The sequence below is a fragment of the Noviherbaspirillum suwonense genome (assembly GCF_900182955.1).
In the GTDB taxonomy this organism is placed as follows: Bacteria; Pseudomonadota; Gammaproteobacteria; order Burkholderiales; family Burkholderiaceae_D; genus Noviherbaspirillum_A; species Noviherbaspirillum_A suwonense.
Map to the genome: position 1 here is coordinate 1 of NZ_FXUL01000049.1, position 12,575 is coordinate 12,575.

Sequence of the window (12,575 nt, forward strand, 5' to 3'; positions counted from 1 at the left end):
TCGGCAAACAGACTGGTCTTGATCATGAAAATTTACGTCAAGTTCGAGGCGCCCACATTTTGCCAGACCCGCAGCGGTTTTTCGAGGTGCCCTTATAGCGTAACGCCGCGATTGCTTGCCCCTTTGTCTATGCGGTTGCGGAATTTGAGCGTGATCTGCTCATCGAGCGCACGAACTGCGAAATCAGGCGAGCCAAGGCGAAAGGCAAGAAAGTTCGGGTGCCCTTCGACGCTGACAGAGGTGCAGAAAAACGAGGTGCTGCGACTGCTGGCTCAAAGGACGCCGATGCACAGGTCGCCCGCCAGTTCGATACCACGTGCAGACAATCATGCGGATCTGCGCAGTCTAAGTCCTTTAGGATTTCGCCCTCCCTCTTTCCACCGTGATTTCAGATCGACGTGAAAGAACCGGCCCACTCTCCGGCGCACTGTGCCGGCCGTACCCTCGGGCTATATCCGAAAAAAGATGGTGACTATTGTGCATGCGTGCCATCTGGCAGTTCCGTGCGATGGCTAACATTCGACCAATCTCCAGGCTTGCCACGCAGTTTTTCCTCTCTGCTTGATGAAATCCGCCCAGTTCGACTTTCATCGTTCTATATTGAACTTCGAGCACGTTATAACCGTTTAGGCATGCGCCTTCTGCCCACTAGGTACGTATCTTTTCTGCAAGCTGACTAAAGGTCCGCCTGCAGCGACTTTTTCTATGGTCGATCACTGACAGGGTAATCCTACAAGGATTGAGGCGTTTCGCTGACTTTCCTACGGCATGTATGGAGCCTAATATGAAATTTGACTCCTCCCGCCATTTCCAGGAATGGCTTAAACCCGCTTTGACTATTACAGTGGGTTTTCTTTTGTTTCTTCATGCTGCACTGCAATGTGGACATGGTTGCATTTTTCGATCACTATCCACGCACAAAAATCCATGCCTTGCGCTGAGAAGAGAGAAGACAGGGAAACCCGCATCGATATCGATTGCGGGTTTTTTCTTTAGGCTTTAGGAAACTAGGCCCCGACCGGATCTGCGTGTGGGCCCAATGGGCCGGGATCTGGCTGGACTGAGTTTGGCCAAAATGTCAGCGAAACGATGAAAGAACGCCGTTAAAAGCTCGATGCACTGAGCGCGGAGGACATGGCCCGAGCCCCCGTGTACGCGTTTGCTCAGCCGGCCAACGTGTTAGTAGAAGAAATCCTGTTGCGGCCAGTACTTCAGCTCGTACCTTGATTTTTCAGCTCAGCGGCAAACCTGCAGTTCAGCTGCTGTCATGAACGTACGGGGTATGCCTCAGCGCTAGAAAAAATGCGACCTCTCAGCCCACAGCCCACTTGACGGCACGACACCCGAGATGCGTTTTACGCTAACCACCGGCCGGCCATGCTACGGCCAGCGCAGGGAATAAATAACGCCAACTCTTGGCAAGGCGCCAGCTAGAACCCAACGATTTCTGTCCAGACCAACGTCGCCATTCTAGCGCTCTCCCTCGCTCGCGGGAACTGGAGCGTCGCAAGTCTATCTTAGAAGAGCACGGGCGCATGGCCTTCGCCGTACGAAGCCACATTGAAGATGCAATAAGATAAGAGGAAAAAGAATGCAAAAACGCAAATTAGGGCAACAGGGACTGGAAGTTTCGGCGCTTGGCCTTGGCTGCATGGGTATGTCCGAGTTCTATGGACAGGGTGATGAAGCCGAATCGATCGCGACAATCCACCGTTCGCTTGAACTTGGTGTCAACTTCATCGACACCGCCGACATGTACGGCCCATTCACCAACGAAATACTGGTCGGCCAGGCAATCCGCGAGCGGCGTGATGAAGTGATTCTTGGAACGAAGTTCGGCAATGTACGGGGACCAAATGGAGAATTCCTCGGGATTCGCGGCGATGCAGAATATGTTCGAGAGGCTTGCGATGCCTCCCTGAGTCGTCTGGGCGTGGACCATATCGATCTCTATTATCAGCACCGGGTCGATCCTAGCGTGCCGATCGAGGAAACCATTGATGCGATGGCCGAATTGGTAAAGGCAGGGAAGGTCCGCTATCTCGGCATGTCCGAAGCTGCGCCAGCGACGATACGTCGCGCGCACGCGGTACATCCTATTAGTGTATTGCAGACCGAGTATTCACTGTGGAGCCGTGATTCCGAGGAAACGATCCTGCCGACGGTACGCGAGCTGGGCATTGGCTATGTCGCTTACAGTCCGCTGGGGCGTGGCTTTCTCACCGGCCAGATCAAACGCATTGAGGACTTGCCGGCGGTCGACTATCGGCGCAATTCGCCACGCTTTTCAGGCGAGAACTTTCAGCGCAACCTCGACCTTGTCAGTGAAGTCGAACGCATGGCCCAGGAAAAGGGATGCAGCGCGGCGCAGCTTGCGCTCGCCTGGGTGCTGGCGCAGGGTGAAGACCTCGTGCCGATTCCAGGCAGCAAGCGCAGGCGTAATCTTGAGGACAATGCCGGCGCATTGAATGTAGAGCTTACTGCCGAAGACCTACAGCGCATCGACCGCATTCTGCCACCGGGTGCCGCCGCAGGCGAGCGCTATGCCGCGCCTCAGATGCAGGCGTTAAATGGCTGAGGCCCGACCTATGGATGCGCAGCAACTTGCTGGCCGCGTTGCCGTTGTTACCGGTGGCGGACGCGGCATGGGCCGCGCGATGGCGCTGGCATTAGCCAGCGCCGGGGCCAGCGTGATTGTAACGGCGGCCAGGCAAAGCGAAGAGATTGAGCGAGTCGCTTTCGAGGCGCGCGCCGCGTCCGGCGAGGAGCGCGTACTGCCAATGTTGGCCGATGTCGGCCAGCCCGCAGATTGCGCCCGCGTGGTCGCGATGGCGCTGTCACGCTGGGGCCGTCTCGACATCCTGATTAATAATGCCGGACGGGGCATGAAATATGTGAGCGAGCGCTTTCTCGCCGAACCGACCCGCTTCTGGGAAGTCGAGCCCGACATCTGGCGCATGATCATCGAGGCGAATGTGAACGGCCCGTTCCTGATGGCACGTGCTGCGGTGCCGCACATGCTTGCTGGCGGGTGGGGCCGCATCGTCAACATGTCGATGAACCACGATACGATGCGCCGCCGCGGCTTTTCGCCCTACGGTCCGTCGAAGGCAGCGCTGGAATCCGAGACCGTGATCTGGGCGCAGGACCTGGAAGGCAGTGGCGTCACGGTCAATGCCTTGCTGCCCGGAGGCGCGACTAACACCGGCATGATTCCGCCGGGGCTGCCGCAGGACCTGCGCGCCACCCTGTTGCCTGCGGATATCGTTGTGCCGCCACTGTTGTGGCTGGCTTCTCCTGAGGCAAACGGCATCAGCGGCCGCAGACTCGTCGCAAACCGATGGAGTCCCGATGACCCAGTGCAGGCGCTGGAGGAGGCTGGCTGGAGCCGGGGCTGACGGCACAGCCTATGTCCTGCAGCGCAGCCAGCATGGCGCAGTTCGTACTTGATTTCCTGCGCCAGATCGACAAGCAGACGCCAGCTGAACTCGATCTGCACCTGATCGTCGACAATTACACCCCGCATAAGTACGCCAAAGTGAAAACATGGCTGGCTCGGCATCCCCGCTTTCACCTCCACTTCACACCAACGTACAGTTCGTGGCTCAATCAAGTCGAGCGATGGTTTGCACTGATCACGAGGCGTGCAATTCGGCGCAATTCTTTTATCAGCGTACGCGAACTCGAGCAGCAAATCGAACTGTTCATTAAGCGGTATAACGCGGATGTCTCGCCTTTCCAATGGGTCGCAACCGCTGATTCAATTTTGCAAAAGATCGAGCGCGCAGCGAAACGTATTTCTGCAACAGCGATATGGGTCAACACGCTCTACGACAGTGCCAGTCTGCGACGCTTTGCCCGTATCGATCTGGGATGCGAAGCGGTGCCGGATGCAACCACGACGCTCAAATTTCGCCGCCTGCTGGAACAGCACAAACTGGCCGAGCGTCCGTTTGCGGAAGTGGGCCGTGTACTGCAGGGTAATGGCATGACGCTCAAGACCGGCACGATTGTCGATGCGACGATCATTGCCGCGCCCAGTTCGACCAAGAACGCCGACCGGCAGCGTGATCCTGAGATGCATCAGACCAGGAAAGGCCAGCAGTGGTATTTCGGCATGAAGCTGCATATCGGTGTGGACCGCCAGAGCGGCCTGACGCACAGCGCTGTGGTGACGCCGGCCAATATCCATGACAAGCACCCGTTGCCGCATCTGCTGCATGGGCAGGAGCGACGCGTCTACGGCGACAGCGCCTATGCCAGCCAGAAGGAACTGATTCAGGGCAAGGCGCCAAAGGCAAAAGATTTTACGAACGAGCGTGTACGCAGAGCTGGCCAGGTCGACGAAGCAAAACGGGCAAAGAAGCGCAACAAGTCCAAAATCCGGGCATGGGTAGAACACGTGTTTGCCGTGGTCAAGCGACTGTGGGGTTTTACCAAGGTGCGCTATCGCGGCTTGGCCAAGAATGCCAGCCGGGCCCTCACGGCGCTGGCGTTGGCTGATATTTACCTGACACGCCATAGGCTCATGGCACCAGTACGCCCATAGTGGGCAAAGCAGGCTGAAAAGCCTGGAGTAACTGGCCGTAAGGGCTATAAACAAGACACTGAAACCGTCCCTTTATTTGGATCCAGCCATATAGGCCAGTCTCACCGGAAAAGAAGGCTTGTTCAGCGTAGCCCTAAATCAGATCAAAGGTGACGCGCGCCATGCGTTCATGCTTTTGATAGTGCAGGCTACCGGATATCGCCGTCATCTCTGCCTTAACCAGTCGGCAATGGCCAGCACCACGGAAAGCAGCGCTAGAAGCGCCGCCAGCAGCGGCTCGGAGGAAAAGACAATCGCGGCGCAGATGGCGAGCGCGGCGGGATAAAGCTGAGGATTTGTTCTGCTGCCGCGCGTGTCACCGCGTAGCCGCTTAAGGTCTTTGGGTGCAATGCTGACCGTGATCAAACCGGTTCGGGCCACCTTCTCGATCTGCCCGATGAGGCTGGGGGTCGACAGCGCAGCTCTTCCCAGCGCTGCAAGCAGCTTGCCGGCTTCGCTGCGCAGTCGTGCCGGGCGGGTCCGCTCCCGCATCAAAGCCTTGGCAAGTGGCGCCAGTTCGCGAGCGATGTCGAACTGGGGATCTATACGTCGAACAAAACCCTCGGCCGTGAGCAGCGTCCGCAGCACCAGCGCCAGATCGGGCGGAAGGGTGAGATGAAACTCACGCAGTAGCGCAAAGACCCGCTGGAAGATATCGCTAAGGTCGATCTGCTCGAGCAGGACGTTGCTGAAGCGGTCAATCAGCTCGGCCAGAGCCTCTTCCAGCCTGAACCGGTCGACGTCGGGATCCCCTGCCCAGAGCATGAGAATGTCGACCACTCCGCTCGTGTCCTGCGACGCGATCGCGAGGCCGAGCCGCACCAGTTCCTCGCGGCGCTTAGGCAGGAGCGTCCCGACTGCCCCGAAGTCGATGAGACCGAGCATTCCGTCGTCCAGGAAAAACACGTTCCCAGGATGCGGATCAGCATGAAATTGACCGTTTATAACGATCATCCGCAGCACCGCCTGTGCGTAGGTGCTGGCCAGTGCGGTGAGATCGAGATGGCTCCGGCGCGCCGCCTCCAGGTCGCTCGCCGGAATGCCGCGAAGCCGCTCCTGGATGTTTACCCGCCTGCCGGAAAGTTCCCAGTCGAACCGGGCGGTTCGAACGCCGATATCCTTGAGAAAGGCTCCGATCGCATTGCTTGCGCGCGCTTCCGCTCCGAGATCCATTTCGCGATCAAGGCTTTCGGCGAAGTAGCGCAGTAGCTCGTCCGGCTTCAGCCGCGCGATTTCCGGAATGCGGCGCTCTGCGATCCGGGCCAGGCGCCGCAAAATCCGGAGGTCGGCGTCGACGATTCGCTCAATCCCTGGACGGCGGACCTTGACGATGACGTCTCGGCCGTCGAGCAACGTCGCGGCGTGGACTTGCGCTATGGACCCGGCAGCGATCGCCTTCTCGTCGAAACGGGAGAAAAAGCTCTCAATCGGTCCGCCAATGGCGTCTTCGATCAGTGGCCGCGTCGTTTCGAAAGGAAGCGGTGGAACCCGGTCCTGCAACTTGTAGAGCGCTGCAATCCACTCCGGAGCGAGGAGATCGCTGCGCATCGCCAGGATCTGTCCGAACTTGACCGCAACGGGGCCAATGTCAGTGAGCAGCGCGACGACTGCCTCCGGTCGGGCGCTGTCGAGCGGCTCGTCTCGGTCGGGTCCGAGGCCGAGCCTGGCAGACACGCCCTTCAGGCCATGGCGCCCAAACAGAACCAGGATCTGCGCGAACCGTTCGCTCTCCTTGAGCGCAGCGGCTTCGGGCCCGTCGACCGGAGTCGGATCAGCCACGGTTTTTTCGTCTTGCGACGGGCAATGCGACCTCTCCGGAAGCCGGCCGCATCTTCGGTCTCAGCGCGCTGGTCACGTCGCTGTCTCCGAAGTAAAGCAGCCGACGCCGAAGAGGAAGCTTACGTCAAACAGCGCATCGTGATCGTATATGCGCGCGTCGTGGTAGGTGTCTGCTCGGGGTGCTGGAAACCTTCCTTCTATAACTTGGAAGCTAGCAGGGCCGGTCGCCGCAGCGCGGCTTCTGAAGGTCACCATATCGGCTTCGACGTCCAGTTCGACCGGGTCGTCGGAAAAATGATTTTCTCGATAAAGTCCTTCAATGGATATCGAATTTGATTGAGCGGGCTTTTCGATCCCGATTTTTTGTAATGCATTTCGACGCCGAGCACGCGCCTGTGCTCTCGGGGCGCAATGCTTGCCTGCGATGTTGCAGACGCGACGTTCCAGTGGCTTTCGCAATCGGAAATAATCGAAAGACAGCGTCGGGTAGTTGTCTACGCTCACTGAGTTAAAGACCGTATCCGACAGCATGCCCTCCCACGATACCAGGCAGGCATCCAGGCCGAACTTGCAGGCGACCGCCGCTCCACGGCTGAGGCCGAAGGTGTTGAACTGCTCCTCTTTGCCGTGGCAGATGCGGGTTCCGTCGAGACGATCCACCATCCTACAAAGGGCGCCGTATTCCTTGCGGACCGTGCCGCAAATAGTGAACTCGAGCAAGTCGCGCGATCTCATGCGGACGTGCTTCGTGATCGGCTCGCCCGGGTTCTTCTTCGCTACGAGCTGCGAAATGCAGCACATCGGAATATCCTTGCCGCAGATGAATGCGCCTCCTTTTACGCTTGGCTCGCTATCGATCCAGGATCCGTTGTTTTGATAGCACTGGACCGTTGTGTGCTGTTTCTTCGACAGCAGATGGAACCGCTGAACCAACTGCGCCATAATATCCTTGATGATCTCGTCGGCGACGTCGTAGATGAATAGCCTCCGTTGCGGGTATCGTTTAAGCATCAGGTTGTCATGGATTTTCGGTTACCATAAGGTGATATTCGCGGGTTTCAATGATCAGTGTCAAGTGGAGCGGGTGTTTTATCGAACCCGGATTCAGGATTTCAGTGATTCAAGATTGAGTTTTAGTGCCCCATAATAGAGAGTTTAAGGAAGAGGCCTACCGTAACTGTATCTACATAGTGTCACAGCAAGATCTAAAGCAATGTCGAAATTCTGACCATATTATTCTTTAACAGCGATATATATATCAGCCCGATCATGAAATTTAATTTCCGCATCCCGTTGATGGCCGCTACGGCGGTCATTGCCATCGCACCGCTTGGAGCACATGCAGTTGATTCGGTCTCTGCTGCATTTGCAACAGGGAACAGTACTAAGATGGCCCGCGCCGGCATGCAATGGAAATGGGATAGCAAGTGGTGGCAGTCGAACGGCACGCACATCACCGGGTACTGGGATGTGACGTTTGCTTATTGGCGGCTCGAGCGGTATCAGAATATGAACCGAAATAAGCATATAGCAGATGTGGGGTTCACCCCGGTCTTTCGATGGCAATCAGACAAGTTTACTGGATGGTACGGAGAAGCGGGAATAGGGGCGCATCTTTTATCAGAAGTATATGACAATGCGGGTCGTCGACTTTCGACTGTCTTTCAGTTCGGAGATCACATCGGTATCGGATACGTTTTTGGCAACGGCACTGATCTGGGCCTGCTTTATCAGCATTTTTCGAACGGGAGCATTAAAAAGCCTAATAACGGAGTCAATTTTACGATGGTCCGATTCACCTATCCATTCTGACTTGAGACTTAGCAACAAATAAGTTAGTCACTTTCATGGCCGACTAATACAGTCGCCAGCGAGCGTAAATTTGATGGAGAAAACACAACCATAAAGTTACTCCCGCACCATGAAATAGGCACATAGCATGGGAGGAAATTGAAGCGCTGCCCGAGCATATCAGACCCTTTCTATTAAATTTAAGCCCGGCAAGACCGCATCACAGGCCTTATTGGATGACTTCACAGCGCGCGTCGCTGTGCGCATTTCTTGCCTTGAGCCCAAGCCGCGCCAGCAGCGCGCGGTCCTCTTCGACCTCAGGGTTGCCGGTCGTGAGCAGTTTGTCGCCGTAGAAGATGGAATTGGCGCCGGCCATGAAACACATCGCCTGCACCGCATCCCCAAGCTGGCGGCGACCGGCCGACAAGCGCACCCGGGCTTTCGGCATCGTGATGCGCGCAACCGCAATGGTTCGCACGAACTCCAGCGGGTCGAGCGCTTCCTGGCCATACAGCGGTGTGCCGGGCACTTGCACCAGGTGATTGATCGGCACTGACTCTGGATAAGGGGACATGTTCGCCAACTGGGCAATCAACCCGGCCCGCTGCAGCCGGGTCTCGCCCATGCCGACAATGCCGCCGCTGCAGACCTTGATGCCGGCGCCGCGTACCCGGCCCAGGGTATCGAGCCGGTCCTGGTAGTCGCGGGTGCTGATGATGTTTTCATAAAACTCGGGCGCCGTGTCAAGGTTATGGTTGTAGTAGTCAAGCCCTGCATCCTTCAGCCGCTGAGCCTGGTGCTCGGCCAGCATCCCCAGCGTGACGCAGGTCTCCATGCCGAGTGCCTTGACTTCGCGCACCATGTCCTCGACATTGTCCAGGTCGCGGTCCTTGGGCTCGCGCCAGGCCGCGCCCATGCAGAAGCGGGTTGCGCCTTCGGCCTGCGCGGCGCGTGCGGCTTGCAGTACCGTGTCCAGCGGCAGGATCTTTTGCGCGGTCACGCCGGTATCGTAGCGGGCTGCCTGCGGGCAATAACCACAGTCTTCCGGGCAGCCGCCGGTCTTGATCGACAGCAGCGTGGCCAGTTCGACTTCTGTCGGATCGAAGTGCTGGCGATGGGTCTGCTGCGCGCGCAGCATCAGGTCGGCGAACGGCATGTCGAACAGCGCCAGTACGGCGTCGACTGGCCAGGTGTCAGCGGAAATGGTCTGGGAACAGGCATGAAAGACGATGGGTTGGGACGACATAGGCAATTTCCTTTATTAAAAAGCGCCACAACCTGGCGCTGGCCAGCCCAGCAGGCAGGCATGGGCTAATTTGTTGCAGTACAGTCGTTTATTTTATACGCATAACCGGCAGCGAACAGGGCTGAAGCTGGCATCGAACTAATGCTGAGCAAGGACTCCTACTGGCCGACCGCGGACCGTTGGGCAGGTTGAAATTTCGCTTAAATCTGACATTGCCTCCAGTTGGAGTCCGCGTTACTACCGCTAAAGAGACGTCGATGGCAAGGGTGTATCCAGTTGGAGCGCCGTCTTTTTCCAGGCCGCCTCCGCTGCCTTCATTCTGCGGCGTTCCTCGGTGGTCGTGTAGCCTGTGGTCGTGTCCAGCGACGCATGGCCCATGTTCTGCTGCACCACATCCAGTGGCATCCCGGCCGCGACTGCGTGCGTCCCATAGGTATGGCGCATCCAGTGGGTGGAACCTGCTGCCAACCGCTCGGCGCCCTTTGGATCGGTAACGGCAAGCTGCTACGCACAATGCTGGAAAAAGCGCTTGATGGCTTCGTGCATCGTGACATGCGAGATGCCTGCTTTTGGATCCACCGGCACTTTCGCGCCAGGCGACCAGGGCGCACGACTGGCAACATCGACCACCTGGCCAAGCAGGTACGCGCCGCCGTTACATAGCGCCTCGGGATCAGGGTCGAGACCGCGCGACACGAGATAGCCCGATAGTTCATCAACCACATCTTGCAACACCTGGACAATACGTTCCTTGTTACCCTTGCCGATGACCTTCAATTCCCAGCCGGCGACGACTTCCTCCGACTCGTGATCAGGGTAGCTTGCCCACTTCAGATCATCCACACGGGCCTGTACGCCTTCGATCAGCCGCATCCCTGTCGCGTAATAAAGGTGCAGCGCAAAGCGCAGTCTGCGGTCTGCGGAGCGGTCCGACAGCTGCGCGGCCTGCTGCTCGATGAAGGCCCATTGCGCTTGCGTGAAGCTGCGGCCGCGTGCCACGCCAACGCGGGTTGCCTTCGGCATGGTGACGCCGTTCCACGGATTGCCCACCAGGTAGCACTGATCGACCAAAAATTTGTACATCGATTTGAGGGTGCGGATTGCGTGGGCCTGGGCGCTGCGCGACAGGGGCCCTTCGAATGGGCGCCAGAGGGTCGACCACTTGTCGCAGCCACGCGGCGCGCACCATAAATCCGATGGCGACGGATCGGCAAGAAATGCCTGGTACGCCTGGCAATACTCGAGCGTCATGGATGATAGCGGCTTGCGATGCTGGACAATCGCCCACAGCATGAACCGCTCGGCTTCCTTTAGATAGGAACGCTGCGTGTGAGACAGGTAACGCAGCCAGTCCAGCGGGCCTTCCGGGCTGCCTGGCGCGATGCCACGCTTGATCTGCACTGCCCGCTTCTGCTCTGGCGTCATGCCATGCCGGGTGCTGATCCATAGGAGCACAGTTTCATAGTCGTTATCAGCGCGCATCATGCAATGCTCGCGTGGCGCGCGGAACCGGCCCTGGGTGCCGTCCAGTTCGCTCGGTACGATCAGCTTGTCGATGGGGACAATCGCCGTCTGTCGCGGCACCACGCGCGCCAGCTGGTGACCCGGTACTTTTGACCTGGCCACGGACACATGGCTGCCCAGGGCCATGCCGATGGTCGCTTCATGCTCGCGCAACCAGTCCTCGATGCGCCTGGCCTTGCCAGTGCCTATGGCTGGCACAGCGGCATGCCAGCGCTTGCCGATGCCGTTGATGTGCGTGACGAGCCCGCGTAACGTGAACAGCCCTGCGGCCTGCAGATGCTTCGCCAGGTCCGGATTGATCCAGGACGCGATGGGATCGCCGGCGCCAGGCGGCTGTGCAGCCAGCTCTTCGAGCCACTTCAGCTGTCACTGCCGGATCAATACTCCCCACTTCTGCCGGTTGAATTTTCCCCAGTTTGAACGGTCAAGCTGGCGCGAACTGCATTTCGCACCAGCGGTTCGCTTGCTCCACCATGTCGGCATATCGATTGCCGATAGGAGAGCAAGTGGTCAAATTGAAGGAATGGATGATGATTCTCGAATTGCATAGGCAAGGCCTGTCGGTCTCGGCAATTGCCGAGCGCACTGGGCATGACCGCAAGACGGTGCGCAAGTACATCCGGGAGGGGCTGGCAACGCCACAGTACAAACCGCTTCACCCCCGGCCGACGGTAGTCGAGCCTTACGAAGCATACTTGCGCGAGCGCGTGACCGCCTGGCCGGAATTGAGCGGCGAGCGGCTGCTACGGGAGATCCGTGGGCAGGGCTACGTGGGTGGCCGCACCGCAGTTAATGACTTCCTGCGCACGGTACGTCCGCCGCGGGCACCTATCTTCGAAGTGCGGTTTGAAACGCCGCCCGGCGAACAGGCTCAAGTCGACTTTACCGAGTTCAAGGTCTGCTTTGGCAATCAAGGGCCCGTACGCAGGGTTTGGCTGTTTGCCATGGTGCTGGGCCACAGCCGTTACCTGTGGGGCCAGTTCGTTCTGCACCAGGACCTGCCAACGGTCCTGCGCTGTCATATGGAAGCGTTTGCCCATTTCGGGGGTGTGCCACGCGAGATCCTGTACGACCGCATGAAGACGGCGGTGCTGGGAGAAGCAGACTCCGGTGAAGGCATCGTCTACAACGCCAAGCTGCTGGCTTGCGGGACCCACTACGGTTTCCTGCCGCGTGCCTGCCAGGCGTATCGAGCCAAGACCAAGGGCAAGGTCGAGCGCCCCTATCGCTATATCCGCGCCGACTTCTTCATGGCACGCAGTTTCGAGGACATCGATGACATGAACCGGCAGCTTCGCCACTGGCTCGATACAGTGGCCAATGTGCGCTGCCATGGCACGACTGGACGCGTCGTCGTGGAGCACTTCCGGGAAGAGCAGCCGCAACTGCAGAGCCTGCCGGCAGGCCGCTTTGAAGCGGTACTGCGCGTCGAGCGTCGTGTCAGTCATGAAGGCTGTATCAGCGTTGGCGGCAACTACTACAGCGTCCCGGATGGCACAAGGAAGCGGGTGCTCGAGGTGGAGACCACGCCAGATACTGTGCGCATCTTCGAGGACGGCGCCCTGATTGCTACCCATGCCCGGCTGGAAGGTCGGCGCGAGCGCTCGGTCCTGGCTGGCCACCGGCTGCTGCAGCGAATCATGCAAC

General features: G+C 58.4%; 10 protein-coding genes. 5 read left to right on the forward strand and 5 right to left on the reverse strand.

Annotated elements, in window-relative coordinates; genetic code table 11:
- Positions 1–1,591: 1,591 nt before the first annotated feature.
- The 3 genes from QOL82_RS28705 to QOL82_RS28715 are packed head-to-tail and all read left to right on the forward strand — an operon-like array spanning position 1,592 to position 4,549.
- The gene (locus tag QOL82_RS28705; RefSeq protein ID WP_283445745.1) at positions 1,592–2,578 is read left to right on the forward strand and encodes an aldo/keto reductase; all 987 of its coding nucleotides are present in this window, start codon (positions 1,592–1,594) and stop codon (positions 2,576–2,578) included.
- 10 nt (positions 2,579–2,588) lie between these two features.
- On the forward strand, positions 2,589–3,398 hold the full coding sequence (locus QOL82_RS28710) for an SDR family NAD(P)-dependent oxidoreductase (RefSeq protein WP_283445746.1): 810 nt from the start codon (positions 2,589–2,591) through the stop codon (positions 3,396–3,398).
- A 32-nt stretch (positions 3,399–3,430) separates the two neighbouring features.
- Positions 3,431–4,549 carry an IS5 family transposase gene (locus QOL82_RS28715; protein ID WP_283445747.1) on the forward strand — a complete coding sequence of 373 codons (1,119 nt, stop codon included), beginning with the start codon at positions 3,431–3,433 and terminating at the stop codon, positions 4,547–4,549.
- A 204-nt stretch (positions 4,550–4,753) separates the two neighbouring features.
- Here QOL82_RS28715 and QOL82_RS28720 read toward each other — a convergent pair whose 3' ends face one another.
- Together QOL82_RS28720 and QOL82_RS28725 are read right to left on the reverse strand one after the other, a co-directional pair.
- On the reverse strand, positions 4,754–6,367 hold the full coding sequence (locus QOL82_RS28720) for an ABC1 kinase family protein (protein WP_283445748.1): 1,614 nt from the start codon (positions 6,365–6,367) through the stop codon (positions 4,754–4,756).
- A gap of 72 nt (positions 6,368–6,439) precedes the next feature.
- A complete protein-coding gene (locus QOL82_RS28725; protein ID WP_283445749.1) occupies positions 6,440–7,378 on the reverse strand; it encodes a replication initiator protein A in 939 nt (312 codons plus the stop codon).
- Positions 7,379–7,636: 258 nt separating this feature from the next.
- On the opposite strand from QOL82_RS28725, the gene QOL82_RS28730 reads away from it, so the two are divergent.
- Positions 7,637–8,179: an acyloxyacyl hydrolase gene (locus tag QOL82_RS28730; RefSeq protein ID WP_283445750.1), complete on the forward strand. Its 543-nt coding sequence runs from the start codon at positions 7,637–7,639 to the stop codon at positions 8,177–8,179.
- 208 nt (positions 8,180–8,387) lie between these two features.
- On the opposite strand, the gene bioB is transcribed toward QOL82_RS28730, so the two are convergent.
- The 3 genes from bioB to QOL82_RS28745 all read right to left on the reverse strand — a co-directional run bounded on the left by bioB (position 8,388) and on the right by QOL82_RS28745 (position 11,291).
- Positions 8,388–9,404 carry a biotin synthase BioB gene (bioB, locus tag QOL82_RS28735; protein ID WP_283445751.1) on the reverse strand — a complete coding sequence of 339 codons (1,017 nt, stop codon included), beginning with the start codon at positions 9,402–9,404 and terminating at the stop codon, positions 8,388–8,390.
- 243 nt (positions 9,405–9,647) lie between these two features.
- Entirely contained in the window at positions 9,648–9,872 is a 225-nt protein-coding gene (locus tag QOL82_RS28740) for a site-specific integrase (RefSeq protein ID WP_430438570.1), read from the reverse strand.
- Between the two features lie 36 nt (positions 9,873–9,908).
- A complete protein-coding gene (locus QOL82_RS28745; RefSeq protein WP_346772324.1) occupies positions 9,909–11,291 on the reverse strand; it encodes a site-specific integrase in 1,383 nt (460 codons plus the stop codon).
- Positions 11,292–11,422: 131 nt separating this feature from the next.
- On the opposite strand from QOL82_RS28745, the gene istA reads away from it, so the two are divergent.
- Positions 11,423–12,575: IS21 family transposase (gene istA / locus QOL82_RS28750; protein ID WP_283445754.1), on the forward strand; the 1,153-nt coding region annotated here is incomplete at its 3' end.

Bases quoted from the DNA above. Each gene is read 5' to 3' on its own strand.
- QOL82_RS28705 (WP_283445745.1), top strand. From the start codon at position 1,592: ATGCAAAAACGCAAATTAGGGCAACAGGGACTGGAAGTTTCGGCGCTT.
- QOL82_RS28710 (WP_283445746.1), top strand. From the start codon at position 2,589: ATGGATGCGCAGCAACTTGCTGGCCGCGTTGCCGTTGTTACCGGTGGC.
- QOL82_RS28715 (WP_283445747.1), top strand. From the start codon at position 3,431: ATGGCGCAGTTCGTACTTGATTTCCTGCGCCAGATCGACAAGCAGACG.
- QOL82_RS28725 (WP_283445749.1), bottom strand. From the start codon at position 7,378: ATGCTTAAACGATACCCGCAACGGAGGCTATTCATCTACGACGTCGCC.
- QOL82_RS28730 (WP_283445750.1), top strand. From the start codon at position 7,637: ATGAAATTTAATTTCCGCATCCCGTTGATGGCCGCTACGGCGGTCATT.
- bioB (WP_283445751.1), bottom strand. From the start codon at position 9,404: ATGTCGTCCCAACCCATCGTCTTTCATGCCTGTTCCCAGACCATTTCC.